The organism is Lysinibacillus sp. VIII_CA (assembly GCF_049943995.1).
Lineage (GTDB): Bacteria > Bacillota > Bacilli > Bacillales_A > Planococcaceae > Lysinibacillus > Lysinibacillus pinottii.
This window is the reverse complement of record NZ_JBNFXM010000020.1, coordinates 67764-85143: the sequence shown is the minus strand read 5'-3', so window position 1 is coordinate 85143 and position 17380 is coordinate 67764. Positions and strand designations below refer to the sequence as shown.

Here is a 17380-nt window from a genome sequence, read left to right as displayed (position 1 = left end):
AAAAGCGGGAAAGTCGAGATCCTGGACTGAGCGAAGCGAGGGAAGCAGCTCGACCCCGCCCGCGGAAAGCGTCCGCCTGTAGTGAAAATCAACGGCTTTACTTTATTTTATTGTAAAAGAAAAAAGACTGTAGTCAAACTCTCAAATTTTTTGAGTTTGTCTACAGTCTGAGCCACCTCTTACTATAGAGGTGGCTTCTTAGTCCTTTAATGACTTAACTTTTGAACATAATCATTATAATTTCCTGAAAAGGCGGTCACACCAGTTGGAGATAATGCTAGTAATTTATTTGCTAGCTTATTAAGAAAATAACGATCATGAGAAATGCATAATAATGTGCCATCAAATTGCAAAAGCGCCTTCTCCAATACTTCCTTGCTAAATAAATCAAGATGATTGGTCGGTTCGTCCATTATAAGTACATTTGCTTTTTGCAAAATTAGCTTTGCTAAGGCTACACGCGCTTTTTCTCCACCGCTAAGGGAGGCTATCTTTTTAAAGACATCTTCTCCCGTAAATAAAAAATTACCAAGCACTGTCCGTATTCTTGCCTCTTCCATCGAAGGGAAGGTACCCCATACCTCTTGTAATATTGTATGATTAGGATGTAATGACTCTTGCTCCTGATCATAATAACCTATTGTCACACCATTTCCCCATGCAATAACGCCACGATCCGGAGTTAATTCATGTAACAATGCCTTCAATAACGTTGATTTTCCAACACCATTTGGGCCTATTAATGCGACCCGTTCGCCTCTATATAATGAAAATTCAATATCTTCCATTAATATTTTTCTGCCCGCATGTAACTGATAGGAGAGTGCTAGGTCCTTTACCTTCAGTACTTCTTTATGTGAATTCTTATCAGTAGCAAATGTCATTTGTGCATGTTTTTGATTCTTGTGCGGCTTTTCAAGACGTTCTATCCGTTCAAGCTGTTTCCTTTTGTTCTTGGCACTTTTTGAGGAAGTAGCCATAGCAATATTCCGTTGAATATAATCCTCCATTTTTGTGATTTGCTGCTGCTGCATCGTATATTTCTTCTCCAGCAGTTCACGATCTTTAGTCTTGCTTTCCACATACTTAGAATAGTTACCGCTGTATTTTGTTCCATGAGTACGTTCAATCTCATAAATCTCATGGACAAGGGCATCTAAAAAGTAACGATCATGTGAAATAACAAGAATGGCCCCTTGATAGCCACGTAAATAACTTTCCAGCCAATTTAAAGTCGCAAAATCCAAATGGTTGGTCGGTTCATCTAACAGTAACAAATCCGGCTGCGTTAATAAAATTTTAGCAAGTGCCAGTCTAGTTTTCTGACCACCACTTAATGATTCGATAAGTGTGTCTGTCGGTGTACTACTAAAGCCCATCCCATTTAACATACTATTTATTTTTGCCTCGATGTCATAGCCTCCCTGTTGTGAAAACCAATCGGATTTGCTAGCATATCTCTGCATCACTTGTTCCAGCTTTTCAGGGGCATTTAGATAAGAAGACTCACTCATCTGCATTTCCAACTCTCGAAGTTCCTTTTCAACCTCTAGAAGCTCCGTAAATGCCCCAAGCATTTCAGTCCAAATCGTATGGTCTGGCTGCAATCCACTATCCTGTTGCAAATAACCTAGTTTAATTCCTTTCCCCCTATAAATATCGCCTTCATCATAAGGAATATCCCCTACAATCATCTTTAGTAGCGTGGATTTTCCAGCTCCATTTACACCTATAAGTCCAATCCGATCGCCACGTTCCATTTTCATCGTTATGTTAGAAAGAATGGGCTCTCCCAAGTAGCTCTTACTAATTCCATTTAATTGAAGTATCATTTTTTCCATCTCCTTATTTATTTTATCCATTACTAATAAGCTAATCGCTCAAGAAATAAATGGACATATAAGGTTACACATCACTTTTCACTCCTTTCAAACACAAAAAAGGTGCCGTCATAAAACGGCACCTTCCACCCCTCCTATGAACAAGAGGGCATGTTAAATTTTACTATTAAACAAAAAAACGCCGTTAAGAACCGGCGTTTTTGTATCTATACATCTCATTTGATTGGATACTATCAGTTTTAAAGAAGGCTAGAAGCAACCGGAACCTGCATCGATATGAAATTTGCTTAAAAAAGGGCATACTTCTCCCTTTGCCAGCAAACCTCCACAAAGATTGTAAGATTTCACCACTATTTCAGTTAAACCTTTTGCACAAACAGTTCCCATTACTTCGTCCTCCCTTCGATTTTATAGTATCCACTAATCTACCATAAATCTTTCTAGATTACAAATGTCCTCTCACGTTCTTATTCTTATATGCCTTGGAATATGGCACGCCTATCGTTACACTTAATAATATATCGGAACTTACTATTGTTAAAATCGTTCCTGTACAAGTGACTATTCAGTCCACTAGGAGGTCATTCCCTTGCAATTTTTAAGAAACTTAACAATTAAACAACGTATTTTCTCTGCCCTATTAATACTCGGCTGCGGAATATCGATCTTTTTCGTTCATCATAATGAACAATTTTATGATAGACCGATTGCTGAAATATTGAATGTCAAAGTGGTAGAATCAGAGCCTCTAACAGATATGTACGACAATGACGATACTTTGTATACGCAGCAAATTAAGGCTGTACTTAAAAATGGGCAGCACAAAGGACAAATAATTGATTTGATGAATGACTACTCTTCGTCTGGAGCCTTTGATCAAGAATACTTTGTCGACAATGAAATTTTTGTCGCAATAGATGCACATTCGACACAGTCAGATTTAACGGGGACCATTCTCGATTTGAAACGAGATCAAACAATCATGATTATCACTTGGACTTTTATCTTTGCGCTACTCATCATCGGAAAAAGACAAGGTTTATTTGCCATTATTAGCTTAGTCGTAAATGCCAGTATTTTAACATTTGCATTAGACCTTTACGTAAAGCATGGCAGCCTCAATTTATTATTCATCAGTGGTGTGTGTGTCCTATTATTTACTGTTATTTCATTGTTACTGATTAGTGGATTGAATACGAAAACATATGCAGCCATTGTAGCTACTCTTTTAGGGACAATCATAGCCCTTAGTATTAGCTCTGCTGTGATGTGGTTGACGGGAGAAAGCGGCCTACGCTATGAGGAAATGCAATTTTTAACACGTCCCTACCGAACTGTTTTTATGGCTGGTTTATTCATTGGTTCACTTGGGGCTGTTATGGATGTCGCGATTACTATGTCCTCTTCTATTTACGCCCTATATGAACAAGACTCTCGTATTTCTTTACAAGCTTTAAAGGCATCTGGTCAGGAGATTGGAAAAGACATTATGGGTACCATTACAAGCATTCTATTCTTCGCGTATATTTGTGGCTCCATACCAATGGTCATCCTCTATTTGAAAAATTCATCTACATTAGGACTCACTCTATCCTTGAATCTTTCATTAGAGCTAGCTCGTGCCCTTGCAGGGGGTATTGGAGTAGTCCTGACAATACCTATCAGTCAATATACAGCTATTTTTTTTATTAATCGAAAGAGGGTTAAAGAATGAATGTTATCGTTGTTTTGGCAATTATTTTATGTTTATTGATGGTGGTAGTTGGAGGTAAGCAAGGCCTACGCTCGTTTCTTTCTTTATTTTTAAATTTTGCTGTTCTCTTCGTGACCATTTTCCTCATGACAAACCCTAAAAACAGCCCTATTATTCTAACGTTTATTGCTTGTACTGTCATCAGTTGCATTAGTTTGTTTTATATTAATAAAACAAATAGTAAAACCATTACTGCATTTATTTCGACAATGGTAACGATTGTTGTTTTATTGCTTTTTATTACGTTTATAACGAAAAAGGCCATGATTCAAGGATTTGGCGAAGAATCAACAGAAGAAATAAGTATCTTTTCTCTCTATATCGGTGTTAATTTCGTGCAGATTGGTGCATCGGTCATTATTATGAGTACGATAGGTGCCATTATGGATGTTGCCATTTCCATTGCTACCTCTATGCATGAGATTTTTTATCGCAATCCTTCAATCAGTAGAAAGACACTTTTTACATCTGGAATAAGTATTGGGAGAGACATTTTAGGAACCGATACAAATACTTTATTTTTTGCTTTCTTTGGTGGCTATTTAAGTTTATTGATATGGTTTAAGGATCTCTCTTATTCGATTGGCGAAATCGTCAATTCCAAAGTCTTTAGTGCGGAAATGATGACAATTTTTTGCGCAGGCATCGGCATTGCACTAATTATTCCTATTGCCTCCTCCGTCAATGCTTATTATTTAGTAAAAACACGACAAAAAAAGAATAGCTCTCTCCCATAAAAACAGAACTATCACATAAGTACTGGAGATAAAGTGAGTACCTCTTTGCCTTTATGGTTTGAAACGTACAACACACCTAAAATGGTATGCAAATTTGTATTAGCCCTAACATAAAACACAAAAAGAATTAGGTAGCTATAGAGGGTGTCTCATAAGAGTTTTGAGACACCCTCCTTTGTTGCATCTTTTCCATTGCAAACCCAGCATTTTCTGATAATATTTACCATAAGATGATTACGTAGCTTTTAAAATGACTGTTGTCCATGTTTCATGACCTAACAATTGGTCGCCCATTCCATGTAACATTTTTAAGCATAAAACGTCAATACAACTAGATAATAAAGGAGAAAGTTTGCAATGAAAACTATAATTTTTGATTTTGATGGAACGTTGGCAGATTCAACTGCTGTGTTTGCATCAGCATGGAATACATTAGCACAAAAATATAAATTTAAAGGAATTGAATTGAAGGAAATTGATACATTAAAAAAATTATCGATTTCAGAACGTAGTAAGTTATTTGACTTTCCAATGTATAAATTACCTATGATTTTACCGCAATTTTACAAGCTATATCGCCAATCATTAAACGATGTTCATCTTTTTGCAGGGATGAAGGAAGTATTACTCGAACTCGATAATAGAGGATATAAGATTTTGATTATCTCTTCTAATTCAAAGGACAATATTGTAGAATTTCTCAAAATAAATGGCATTCACTGTGTTACAGATGTCCTTTGCTCCAATCGTATTTTTAGCAAAGATAAAGTCATGAAAAAGTTTTTGAAGGAATCAAATGTTTCATCATCTGAAGTGGTATATATAGGTGATGAACAGAGGGATATTGTCGCGTGTAAAAAAGCAGGCATACCTATTATATGGGTAGAATGGGGCTATGACGCAATTGAAGTCATACAAAACGAAGAGCCAGAATACAAAGTAGCGACACCCGATGAAATTTTAGAGATTATTTTATAGCAGGATAATAGCCCTTCACTCGGCTATTATCCTTTAAATTTCTTGTCTTTGATTTCGCCTAATCTGCATTAACTTGTCAGCAGAATTATTTACCCCTTTATAAGGATCGCTTAATTCATGCATACTCGTCGCAAATTGCTGTGTAAAGGCAGCAATTTGATTAGCAGAAGCATTCACCTGATTAATGGATTGTTTAATGCTTTCTAATTGTTTCGTAATACTATTCGCACTTTCTGTATTGCTCTGGAACATTTTTTGTATTTCAGATGCGACAACTGCAAAACCACGTCCATGCTCACCCGAACGAGCTGCTTCTATCGAAGCATTTAAACCAAGATTTATGGATTTCATCGCTAAATCTTTTACCAATTGAACAATCACATTCATTTGTTCAATATCGCCTGCCAATCAATACTTTCCTCTGCACTTTGTTCAGCTATGTCATTGACCTCACTATCAATTTATTGGATTATCAGGATTCGGTCTATGTAATTGCCATGATTCAGGTGAAGTAAATTCAATAGTATATTCATAGTTTGTGAAAATATTTTGTTTCATCGAAGATGCGAAAGTGCTAATATCACCAGATGTCTGTTCTTTCATGGACTCTTCTAAAGCTGCAAGTTCATTCAAATCTATTACTAATTTAGATGAATCATCGCCCTTAATTTGAGTTGTTAGAATATTAGAATTCTTATCAAATGTTGCGACCATCGGTTTACCATTTTCAATTGACTCTAATTTTCATTATCTTCAATTACATTTATTTGAAGGCTATCAAGGTATTCAATTGCTTCCTTATCAACCATACCTAATTCTGAATTGAAGTCCGAATTATCAATTATTTGTTTGGATGTAGCTAGGAAGTTGTTCTTTTCCATTTCTTTAGCATTTGCAAGAATTGGAGCGAAATTTGGAATTTAACCATAAATTTTTTTATATATAGTATTAGGTATTATTTTCAAGTTATTAATCGAGCAAAAATAATAAATTTAATACTAATAGGATTATCCCTACTAATAAAAAAATAAAACCTAATATATTATTATGCACATTTTTTTCCTTTTTATTTTTAAGTAATAAGTAAGTACCGCAAGTTATAAATATTGTAAAGAGTAAAAAAAATCCAACAATTGTTAACCATGTCATTACAATATCACTCCATTCTATTTATTATTAAAATCTTGATAATAAAGCGATACTTCTTAAGTACTTTATTTGCCTACTCTCCATAATACTCATTTGTTAATTATATCCTCTTTTTATACATTATAACTTAATAATTAAAAAACTTAATATGTCTAAAGTGGAAACAGCATCGGTACCACAGCCAGTAATCCAGTTTTAACGTTATAATGGGATACAATATTTAATCCAAATGGGACGATTACAAGAGCACAAATAGCAGGTGTAGTGGCAGTATTGAAACTGTATGTACACAAAGACACACCAAAATTTTCAGGCATCAGGCAACGGCAAAACATTTACAGATGTTTAAACTTTCAATTGAAAAGGTAACTGCTATAGGAATTATGGGAACAAGTACCAATACGTTTAATCTGAATGATACGTTAACACGTGAACAGGCAGAAAAGTGCTCAACCAACTATTCGAAAGACCAGCTCTAGATAGAATTACAGCACCTTCATTTAAAGACTCACCTTCAACACATTGGGCAATCGGAGAAATTGAAGCAGCTGTAACAGCACAAAGGATAAAAAATAAACAAGAAAATATAATTCGGGGGAACATTGAAGCTATGTAGGTTTTGAGGTGAATACAGTGTCAATAAAGCCCATCGCTTCTATAACAGCCAGTAGTTTTGATGCATTATCTATTCCTCCCCCTAATGTTTACTATATATCCAATTTTAACTATATCATGCCAGTTAAAAAGACACCAACGTCCTATGGTGTCTTTTCACAGCATTATTCCTTTGTCAATATTTCTACATATTTTTCAGCTGTTCGTATGTCAATCGTCAAAAAATTTTCTTCATAGGTTGTTTGAATTAAAAAAGGAACATCACTCGTGTTCTGAAACCTAAAATCCAAGCTCCCATAGGAAACAGTCGCATCCCTTCCCTTTGGCACATATCCTATATCCAAGGAATGATGGTGACGTTCTACATATTTAACTCGTAGTTGATCCACTGCATTAAACAGGGTTGAAGAAGTTTGACAAACGCCCCCACCAATGCCCATAACCACTTTTTTATTAATAATTTCTGGTGCAGGCTGATAGCCATTTGCTTCATCTCGAGGTCCGACCATCGTATTAAATGAAAAATGGTCCCCACTACCAACGATGACATTATTAATAGCCTCCGCAGAAAGCTCAATATTTTTATTTCTTCCTACGTCAGCGCTATTAAAATACGTCGTATAGGATGCCACAACGACCTCTTCTAAATAAGGAATGTCCTCTAATGAATAGCCACTTTGAGTCAAATAAAGAGGTACCTCCACTTGACCACCAGTAGCAGAGGCTTCTAGAATTTTCTCCACTAATTCACTTTCCTTTAAAATCATTTGCGGCCTTCCCTTAATAACCTTTCCTGCTTCATCCAATCGATCGAGCATCATGCGCTGGTCATAGCCTTCCTTCTCACTAGTCCCTCTTGCTAGTTCCTTTGCTAACTGCTCAATATTCCGCTGATAGGCTTGCAGCTCTGTCTCATAGCCACTATCCTTCGGTGAAATAGTTTCAATAATCTTCTTTGTCTTAGGATCTACAATCTCTATAAGAGCCGATTCCTTTTGTGGCACTTGCTCATAGGTAACTGTTTTTTTCAATTCTTCGATTTGCTGTTTTACTTGTTGATTTTCTTCCTCTATCCTTGGGTCATTGTTCGAATTTTTTTGGCAACCTACAAGTCCAACTATACATAAAACACAGAACGCGGAAACCCACTTTTTTTTCAACACAAACACCTACCTCTATGGTCATACTACAGAGACATCTTATTCATATATTGCCTATAGTGTGTGGCTTTTGTAGATATTTATTTGTTCTGTTCAAATAAAACTTCACTCACAATCAGGATTTGTTTACGATTGAGGATTACAGTTGATAAGTTATGTAACACTAGGGTAGCATGGCACCAATAGTTAGAAGTAAACGACCGCTACCCCCATTTTACGCTCTTCGATTATGTGTAAATTTTTCATAACGTATTCTTTCCAGTTCTTAACCCAATTTTGGTTCAACTGGCACGTCCTGCCAAGGAATGAAGCGCTACGAGTATAAAAAGTTACAGTTTTTTGAAACAATTAAGTCACAAGCACATAATCGTGAATGAAAATAACTTGCTTTTTCCATCCTATAGACAAATTACCCCTGTATCTATACCAGTCGGTCCATTAAACCCTGGGATTGTATCCACTACCATATTGGTAGCTATATCTATGACAGACACTGTATTGTCAGTTTGATTTGTGACATATGCAAAAGTACCATTCGGCAGGATCGTTACTTGGTCAGGTGAAGATCCAACAGGGATTGTAGCTATCACCATATTGGTCACTGTACTGATGACAGATACAGTATTACTACCTTTATTGACGACGTACAAAAATGTACCATCAGGTGTAATGGCTGCTCCTACAGGTCCGGTTCCTACAGGGATTGTACCCACTACTGTATTGATTGCAACATTAATGATAGATACATTATTGCTATTTTCATTTGTCACATACGCAAATTGCCCACTCGGTGTGAAAACAATGGATCTTGGGCGGATTCCAACAGGGATAGTAGCAACTACCATATTGGTTGCTGTATTTATAACAGATACATTCCCTGAATTTTCATTTGCCACATAAGCAAATGCACTATTCGGCGTAAAAGCAATACCTTGAGGTTGGAGCCCTACTGGAATAGTGGCAGTTACAGTATTAGTTGCTGTATCTATAACGGATACAGAATTAGCTGCTGGACCATGGTTTGAAACATAGGCAAGTGCTCCATTTGGTGAAATCGCTACACCAAGAGGCTCATCTCCTACCGGAATCGTAGTGACTACCGTATTGGTTGCTGTATTAAACACAGTTACATTATCCGAGAAAAGCGCTGGCACATACCCAAACGCACCATTTGGTGTAATCGCTACTTCTAGTGGAGCAGTCCCTACTGGAATGGTGGCAACTATCATATTGGTTGCTGTATCTATTACTGAGACTCTGTTATCAGGAGTTTCTAATTGTCCAGCGTCTGTTACATAGACAAGATAGTTACAGCTTGGTGGTACCGGTAAAAAAGGGTGATTACAACGACAAGGGCAACAAAAACCGCAGCAATGGCAATGACAACCTGGATTTGATTTCAACTTGATTCTCAAAAATTTCGGTTCTTTTCTCACACTGAACTACCTCCCTGACATATATGGCTACTATATGCCCACAGAAATAGGTTTCTTGTACATTCACCTAATCTAACTAGTTGTAATTAGTTGCTTTACTTTTAAATGCTAGTTTTTTGGGGAAGATATGCGCTACACCATGCTGAAATTTGAAGATAAAAAGAGGAAGAACGTTTGACTTAGTTTTGAAATGTCCACCCCATTAAAATAATTAAAGAAGGAAAGGATAGGACTATTAACATACGAAAAAATGATAATAGTTTAGTACAATGTAAATTGTGGAACTTTTCTGAACTAAAGGAGGAAGTTAAGATGCCTCAAACATTATTATCTTCTAAAATAACAATGCCACATCAATCACCCACTTTAATTGAAAGAACACAATTATTCGATTTATTAGATCAACATATACATGTGAAATTAACCATTTTACGTGCTCCTGCGGGTTATGGAAAAACCAGTATACTAAGTAGCTGGCTTAAAAATAAAAAAGAAACCACTGCATGGGTCTCTCTAGATGCTGCTGATAATGATCCTATACGTTTCTGGACATATATTTTACATGCTATTGCTAGGTCATCTAAAAGTAACATGCATCAAATTCTTACACCACTTCTAAACTCCCAGGACTCTGCAACGCTTGAATTTTTTATCTATTCTCTAGTAGAAGAAATAAATGTCCTTCAACAGCCCATTTCGATTGTACTAGATGATTATCATGTCATAGAGAATCCAGTTATTCATCAACTCATGATACAATTCGTAGAGTATTTACCTAGTCACGCCCATATTTATATGTCCTCTCGTTCTGTCCCCTCACTACCAATACCTAAGTGGCGGGTTAAGCAATGGACACATGAAATCCATTCTGGACATTTACGCTTTACTTTACAGGAGGTGAAGCGATTTTTCTCCTGCAAACATGTCCCTACCTTCAATCACCAACAGCTGCAAGCTATTTTAGATAAAACAGAAGGTTGGGTAGCTGGATTATTGTTAACTAGCTTTGCGAATGACCATGAAATTGGATCGTTTGAAGAAACTGCACAGCCCTTTATTTCAGAATTTCTATGGCAAGAAATTATTCATAACCTACCATCTAAAACACAACAATTTTTGCTGCGCACTTCCCTATTACAGGAGTTGGATCCTGCTATTTGTGATCAATTGACAACGCAGACAAATAGTCTTGAACAATTGGAGCATTTGGAAGCTAAAGGACTTTTCACCATTCGGCTGCAATCCAAACAACCTATTTTCCGGTACCATCATTTATTAGCGGAAGCTTTGCAAATGGAATTAACAAGACAATTTTCGAAGCAGGACATACATAATCTTGTTCTAGAAACATCTCAATTCATTTATGGTCAAGGGGATTATATTTCTGCCATTGAATTAGCACTTAAACATGGACAATACGAACTAGCGACGCCATGGATGACTGAGCATCTTGTTCAACTTTTTTTATCAGGTCAGACAGCAACCTTTATGCGGTGGTTGCACCGGCTTCGTCGTGATCAATATAAAGTCTCCTATGAAATGCTAGTCATCGGCTTTTTAACCTCGATTTCAACTATGGAAGTTGAAACTGCGTCATCTCTTATGGAGGAACTTGAATTACGCCAACTGACAGAACAATGGATGGAGCAAGAGGAACATGCGGCCATGACCTATATTTACGAAAGCGCTAAGGCTTTTGCCATCGTTGCCTCTGGTGGTGATTTACAGATGGTTGAAGAAATTATGAAAAAACAGCTCGCAAAAGGACACATCCCCTCTAGATGGGATCATGTGCCTATCCCCTACAATAGTTTTGAATATAAACTTTTACGAACGAGCATTGGGTCGAAAGGAAAGCTTCAAACAATGGAGCAAGGAGCTGTAATAAGTGAGCTTTTTCGAGAAACGTCTTTACAAACTGCTAATGTCACCGCTTTTAGCTATGGTGTTGCCGCCGAATCTTTATATGAACGCAACCTAATAACGTTTACTCATAAAGAAATTGAGATGGCGCTTAAGTTAGGCCATCAATTACAAGATCTTGGATTATGTATTCCGATGTATCTTCTTAAAGCAAAAATCTATATACAGCAAAATCAGATAAGTTCAGCTCTTGCTATGCTGACCCATCTATTAGAGGATGTCACTGAAAAGCATTGGCGTACATCTATACAAATTATGCTAGCCTACTGTCATATTAACGCTGGTGATAGTCATCAGGCTGAGATAATCTTACAGGCTACGAAAACGAAACAACCCTTCTGGCTCATCGTATACGCCCGTTTACTATTATTGAAGGAACTGCCGAACGAAGCCTTAACGAGCTTGATCCAAGTAAAAATAAAAGCACAGCAGGAGGAGCAAATTGCTACAATTATTGAAGCCACAATACTAGAAGCAATTTGCCAATATCATATAGGTCACCAAGAACTTGCCTTAGAAACTTTACACGAGGCTTTCGTACTTGCAGCACCCTACTATTATGTTCGATCATTTTTAGATGAAAAGGATTTAGAACCCCTATTAGCCATTTATTTCGAGCAGCTTCATCAACGTTGGGATTCCGTCCCTACTGTTTATTTTAATTATCTGAAAGAAGGTACTACATTCCATTCAAAAGCCCCAGTAATGCTAACACAACGAGAAAAGGATATTTATGGCTTACTAGTAGATGGTATATCTAATCGTGAAATAGCTAAGCGCCTGCATTTATCAGAAGGAACTGTTCGTGTTTATTTATCTACCATTTATAGTAAGCTTGGGGTCAACTCACGCGCTAAGGCGATTGCCCTCAAAAATCATTGAAGCTCATAAAAGGCATCATTGACTGGTACTGATGCCTTTTACAGTTAAAATTAATAAAATTATTAATTTGATTCGACTTTTTTAATTGTTGCTGTAGTATACTCATAACTTTTACTCTATTGTCGATTTTATTATTCAGAGTAGGTACGTTCTAAATAGTTCTTCACTCTGATATATGTTAATAATGCATTGCTTTTATACTAGCTTCTAGGAGCAATCAATTGTGAAGTAACAAAAAACTGCCCAAAATCCGTCTGATTTGGGCAGTTCTTCTTTTATTTTTGTATAAACATTTGCGTCCAGTAGTTGCCATCCGCTACATACCCTATACCGATATGTGTATAGTTTTTGCTGAGAATATTAGCACGGTGACCTTCACTGTTCATCCATGCTGTAACGACTTCCTGTGCCGAGCGTTGACCCTTGGCGATATTTTCACCAGCTGATTGATAAGAAATACCGAAGTTTTTCATCATCGTAAATGGCGTACCATACGTTGGGCTTGTATGGTCAAAATAATTTTTATCATGCATATCCTGCGACTTGTATTTAGCTACTCTTGATAACTCCCAATCGTCTTGTAATGCCGAAAGACCTGCTTTCGCACGTTCCGCATTAACCCGTTTAACGACCTCTTGTTCAACGCTTGCTTGTTCCTTTACAGGGACCATTATTTTTTGACCAGGATAAATTTGATTTGGATTGGCAAGTTGTGGGTTTGCATCAATTAATTCTTGTACTCCTGTTTCCGTTTTCAAAGCGATTTTCCAAAGAGTGTCACCAGATGAGACTGTATAGGATTCAGCCGCCATTGCCCCCACTGGTAGTAATAATGAAGCTGCAATAACTGAAGCAAGTGCTGCTTTTTTTATTTTTTTCAACATGTCTATCATCCTTCCTGTTTGCTCTTCTAATATCGTAAATAGTTTCAGAGCAATAATCATCACAAAATATTTGGAAGGATTTTTACAAATACATGACAGATGAACTACAAAATTTGACGAATCCCTTTTTAACAACCTTTATGAAGATGCACCTTGTCATCAAGTTGCAATATCATTGTAATCAACAAATATTACCAATTATATAAACCACCAATAGTTACCTAATAATCACTACTTCGTCGATAATTTCCTCTTCATTTTGTAAATTAGTAAAATATAGAGACAGTCATAAAAAAGAGTAGCCATAGAAATAATGGTCATGAACGGTGTACGGAAATAGAGATAAAAGCCAATCGCAGCAAACAAAGTTCCAATCATCTTACAGACTGCAATGCCCATAGATTGACCATCTAAATTCCCTCTTCGTAATAATAATCCGATAAATAACCCAGACATCATGAGATTTTGCAAAAATGCTGCATACTTCCCTTCATAATCCTGAAATTGATGAATAATCCCAAAAATCATCAACATGCTGAACATTAAAGTGACTAAAAAAGAGGCATACAATAATTTTTTAGAGAGAATTCTTCGATATTCGGGTGGCGCAAATCGTAAAAATTGCATCAGTATCACGACATCTAAAACGAGCCATGTGAGCGTAATCAATCGTTGAAGGTCATTTTGTGGGTAAAGAAATGTAAAGATAAATTCCCATGCAATATTGGCACAAATAGCAACCATAGGCATACCGTATTTTTTATCCTTCCATCCTTTATAAATAACTAAAATATATGTAATGATCCAGAAAAGACCCATGCCTAATTGACAAATTAATAAAATATCTAGTTGAGGCATCTTTTTATTCTCTCCTTCCACATAGGATTCCCCATACTATATGTGAAGAAATCTATTCATTATGTCTAAAAGTTCGCTAGTAGGGTAAGGGAAAGTAGTAACAAATATTCAAGGGAGTGGAACCTATACATTCATAGTGGAATCTTATATAGTAAAGCGGGGTGATTGAATGAAATCAAAAATATATGTAGATAATGATCAATTTATCGCTGGAACTACCTTAAAGGATCCAATGGAATTAGAGCATAATAATATGGCTTTGCATACTTGCGATAATATCCATGATGTCGTTGACAATCGTCAACAATTAGCCACAACTTTGAACTGCAATCTGCAAGATTTTATTTGTACGGAGCAAACACATAGCGCCAACTTTCATCGAGTAACATTTGCCGATAAAGGACGTGGCGCTGAGCAAATGGATACAGCAGTGAAAAACACGGATGCTCTTTATACGTTTGAGCCTAATTTATTATTATGCAGTTTTACAGCCGATTGCGTTCCTGTGATTTTTTATAATGCTGTCAATGGTTTAGTGGGCGTCATTCATTCAGGCTGGCAAGGTACTACCAAAGAAATTACACCTAAACTGTTCCAGCATTTGTTGGAACAAGAACAATGCCGACCTGAGGATTTTCACGTTCAAATCGGTATGGCTTTAAGCCAGCAAAAATTCGAGGTAGATGCTGATGTGTATGAGAAGTTCCGCAGTCTTGGTTATGCAGACGATTTTATGTATTTTAATGCAGCAACGCAGAAATATCATATTGATAATCAAAAAACTGTGAAAAAGCAATGTGAACTTGCTGGTATTCCATCTGAGCAAATCCAAGTTGATGCCACTTGTACATTCCTTAGCCCTGATGGCTTCTCCTATCGTCAGGACAAACAGGCAGGCAGACATTTAAGCTTTATTATGCGAAAATCTTAAACAAACGAAAAGGACAATCCACTTCAGCATAAGGATTGTCCTGTTATTTTAACGTACCAGTACTAATAATCGACGTCTCAACATGTACCTCTGTTTGTAATTTGCTAATGACTTCCCTCGTTTTTTTGGTCGTCCACTTGCCATGATAGTACATTCTAAATTTTTCACTTAGCCCACTAGGATCGACATCCATATTTTTTAGTTTATCTAAAAACTTGGTAATATCCTCTTCTAGCTGCTTATTTACATCCTTCTCTAACCGACTAATGCTTTCAATCGTATTCAACTCGTATTCTCTCGACCCTTTGTATTCGCTTAACGTTCCTTTAATCTTTAGGCGAATGATGAGCTTTGGTGAGTCAACATTCTTATTACTTTGCATTTTAATAGAGCTCTCAATTAAATCAATCATCAATTTTTCCTCCCCATATCCCTCATGTAGATCTAAATGGAGAGGTGCGAGACTTTTTCTTCCTAGTAATGCTTGAACAATCAACGCTTCCTCAGGCTTAATTACTTCATGCATATGGTTCCCCTTAAAAACAGCAACACCTTTAATTTCAATTTTATCATCGCGTTTTTCAAGATATGGGATGATTGTATCCGTCACAGGATTCGTTATTGTATACATAAAATCATGAATATTCGTATTCGGATTAAATGCTGTATTTATACTGGGTTCCAATAAATCATTAATGTAAATATTAATGTTTGGTTTATCCGGGTAATTTCCCTTTATAATGGCTTCTGCTTTGTCCTTCACAATAGCAATGAGGACTTTATTGCCCACCTCAGCATTCCTGTATAGATGCTGAATGACATTTTGTATCTCACCTTTTCGTGCAAAATCTTCATTAACCAGCACAACTCGTAATTGGTTAAAGACAATTTTTTTATCCGAAAGCTTTTCGATTTCTACGATGCCATTCGATACAAGATCTGTAGACACCGAAAAAATTTGTGTTTTTTGTTGTGCCTCTGGGGAATATTGAGGAATAGCGACCGTTAATTTCATTTGATCTTCATCCATATAGTCGAAAGCCATTATCCCAACCATACCAATATCCTCTAAAGGTACCTTCAACTCTTTTCTTGAACAACCAGCTAATAATAATAAAAGCGCAAGTGTGATGCTTAGTAGAAGCTTTCTATTCATTGTTGCACCTTCTTTTTTCGAACTATATAAATCATGCTTAAGAAGATTGGCCAAATAATTAGCATATACCCAATATAATTACTTGCTGTAAAAAGTTTCTCTTGGAATTCTCGAGAAAATGGCATTCTAATAATCAAAAAAATGATAGCGGCAATCACATATAATTGATAACTATTTTTCTTTTTAAACAACGTATCCACGCCTAATTTGGCACACCACACATAGGCAGTGGCCGTGGATAATATAAAAAATACCCATAACGTTATACCAATAATATCGATTCGTTCCACAAAGGTAAGTTCGCCGGCTTTAAATAAATTTAAAACGGAAAACTCTACGTTTTTCAACTGCCATTCAGAATAATAGATGACGCTTACTACTGTCGTGAAAAAACAAAGGAGAATACTAATCCAAATACCAATCAATGAATGACGAAAGGCTTTTTTTTGATCGATTATATATGGAAAGTAAAACATAATTAATTCATAGCCAAGGACTGATAAATACCCTTCTTTAAATGCATTAAAGAAATCTAGCCCACTAAAATTGAATAAAGGGAGTAAATGACTTACCTCCCCTTTTTCAATAGCCCACTGTGTAAAATAGAATATGCCGATTGTAATAAAAAAACTCATCATGCAAAATCTGGCAATAGATTTGATACCACCACTTACAATATATATCAGCAACAGTAAGAAACACAGCACAGGCAATGTGATGGTTTGCTCTTGTAACGCTGTACTTTGTATGAGATGCATATAGTTGCTAATAATTCCTGCACTAAAGATAATAAATTGAATGACAAACAAGAGATTAAGGCTTTTCCCTAAGACTTTCCCGAAAAGAATTTCATTGATACGAAATAAATGTTCATTCGGGTATTTAGAGCAAAGCCAAATCATCGGCCAAAGAGTTAAGGTAGCGATAATACCGAATAATACGGGCATAAACCACTCGGTATAGCCCATAGCACTTAATTTTTGTGGCAATGATAGTATGCCGGTCCCTACCATAATGCTCTGGGCCAAAAAAATGACGTGATAGCGATTTAACATCTTTACGTTAGCTGCGCTCAAG

General features: G+C 36.5%; 14 protein-coding genes and 1 pseudogene. 6 read left to right on the top strand and 9 right to left on the bottom strand.

The features are described 5' to 3' along the window. Positions 1 to 206: 206 nt before the first annotated feature. Positions 207 to 1832 carry an ABC-F family ATP-binding cassette domain-containing protein gene (locus ACP3VS_RS20035; protein ID WP_036215370.1) on the bottom strand — a complete coding sequence of 542 codons (1626 nt, stop codon included), beginning with the start codon at positions 1830 to 1832 and terminating at the stop codon, positions 207 to 209. Between the two features lie 598 nt (positions 1833 to 2430). Between ACP3VS_RS20035 and ACP3VS_RS20030 the strand changes: the two genes are divergently transcribed. The 3 genes from ACP3VS_RS20030 (at position 2431) to ACP3VS_RS20020 (ending at position 5309) form a co-directional block, all read left to right on the top strand. After that, positions 2431 to 3555 carry a YibE/F family protein gene (locus tag ACP3VS_RS20030; protein ID WP_426389723.1) on the top strand — a complete coding sequence of 375 codons (1125 nt, stop codon included), beginning with the start codon at positions 2431 to 2433 and terminating at the stop codon, positions 3553 to 3555. Beyond that, positions 3552 to 4331, top strand: coding sequence for a YibE/F family protein (locus ACP3VS_RS20025; protein ID WP_036166016.1), 780 nt, complete (start codon positions 3552 to 3554; stop codon positions 4329 to 4331). The genes ACP3VS_RS20030 and ACP3VS_RS20025 overlap by 4 nt, the downstream gene beginning before the upstream one ends. Positions 4332 to 4688: 357 nt before the next feature. Continuing rightward, positions 4689 to 5309 carry an HAD-IA family hydrolase gene (locus ACP3VS_RS20020; protein WP_012293705.1) on the top strand — a complete coding sequence of 207 codons (621 nt, stop codon included), beginning with the start codon at positions 4689 to 4691 and terminating at the stop codon, positions 5307 to 5309. 33 nt (positions 5310 to 5342) lie between these two features. Here the strand turns inward: ACP3VS_RS20020 and ACP3VS_RS20015 are convergent, their stop codons facing one another. Together ACP3VS_RS20015 and ACP3VS_RS20010 are read right to left on the bottom strand one after the other, a co-directional pair. Further along, positions 5343 to 5717, bottom strand: coding sequence for a methyl-accepting chemotaxis protein (locus ACP3VS_RS20015; protein ID WP_426389722.1), 375 nt, complete (start codon positions 5715 to 5717; stop codon positions 5343 to 5345). Between the two features lie 48 nt (positions 5718 to 5765). Further along, positions 5766 to 6041 carry a geobacillin-26 family protein gene (locus ACP3VS_RS20010; RefSeq protein WP_258858676.1) on the bottom strand — a complete coding sequence of 92 codons (276 nt, stop codon included), beginning with the start codon at positions 6039 to 6041 and terminating at the stop codon, positions 5766 to 5768. 862 nt (positions 6042 to 6903) lie between these two features. Here ACP3VS_RS20010 and ACP3VS_RS20005 point away from each other — a divergent pair. Beyond that, positions 6904 to 7074 (top strand): hypothetical protein, encoded by a 171-nt coding sequence (locus tag ACP3VS_RS20005; RefSeq protein WP_012293699.1) that lies wholly within the window; start codon positions 6904 to 6906, stop codon positions 7072 to 7074. A 163-nt stretch (positions 7075 to 7237) separates the two neighbouring features. Here ACP3VS_RS20005 and ACP3VS_RS20000 read toward each other — a convergent pair whose 3' ends face one another. Next, positions 7238 to 8233, bottom strand: a complete 996-nt coding sequence (locus ACP3VS_RS20000; protein ID WP_426389719.1) for a VanW family protein — start codon at positions 8231 to 8233, stop codon at positions 7238 to 7240. 398 nt (positions 8234 to 8631) lie between these two features. Further along, positions 8632 to 9570: pseudogene (locus ACP3VS_RS19995) on the bottom strand (beta-propeller fold lactonase family protein); the annotation flags it as partial. Between the two features lie 411 nt (positions 9571 to 9981). On the opposite strand from ACP3VS_RS19995, the gene ACP3VS_RS19990 reads away from it, so the two are divergent. Further along, a complete protein-coding gene (locus tag ACP3VS_RS19990) occupies positions 9982 to 12474 on the top strand; it encodes a LuxR C-terminal-related transcriptional regulator (protein ID WP_207889774.1) in 2493 nt (830 codons plus the stop codon). A 275-nt stretch (positions 12475 to 12749) separates the two neighbouring features. Here ACP3VS_RS19990 and safA read toward each other — a convergent pair whose 3' ends face one another. Together safA and ACP3VS_RS19980 are read right to left on the bottom strand one after the other, a co-directional pair. Continuing rightward, the gene (gene safA, locus ACP3VS_RS19985; RefSeq protein WP_031418022.1) at positions 12750 to 13358 is read right to left on the bottom strand and encodes a SafA/ExsA family spore coat assembly protein; all 609 of its coding nucleotides are present in this window, start codon (positions 13356 to 13358) and stop codon (positions 12750 to 12752) included. A gap of 231 nt (positions 13359 to 13589) precedes the next feature. Then, entirely contained in the window at positions 13590 to 14216 is a 627-nt protein-coding gene (locus ACP3VS_RS19980; RefSeq protein WP_031418021.1) for a hypothetical protein, read from the bottom strand. Positions 14217 to 14385: 169 nt separating this feature from the next. On the opposite strand from ACP3VS_RS19980, the gene pgeF reads away from it, so the two are divergent. Beyond that, positions 14386 to 15147: a peptidoglycan editing factor PgeF gene (gene pgeF, locus ACP3VS_RS19975; RefSeq protein WP_426389717.1), complete on the top strand. Its 762-nt coding sequence runs from the start codon at positions 14386 to 14388 to the stop codon at positions 15145 to 15147. Positions 15148 to 15190: 43 nt separating this feature from the next. Here the strand turns inward: pgeF and ACP3VS_RS19970 are convergent, their stop codons facing one another. Beyond that, positions 15191 to 16303: a Ger(x)C family spore germination protein gene (locus ACP3VS_RS19970; protein WP_012293691.1), complete on the bottom strand. Its 1113-nt coding sequence runs from the start codon at positions 16301 to 16303 to the stop codon at positions 15191 to 15193. After that, a complete protein-coding gene (locus ACP3VS_RS19965) occupies positions 16300 to 17379 on the bottom strand; it encodes a GerAB/ArcD/ProY family transporter (RefSeq protein WP_426389715.1) in 1080 nt (359 codons plus the stop codon). Before ACP3VS_RS19965 ends, ACP3VS_RS19970 begins: the two co-directional genes overlap by 4 nt. Between the last annotated feature and the right edge of the window lies 1 nt (position 17380).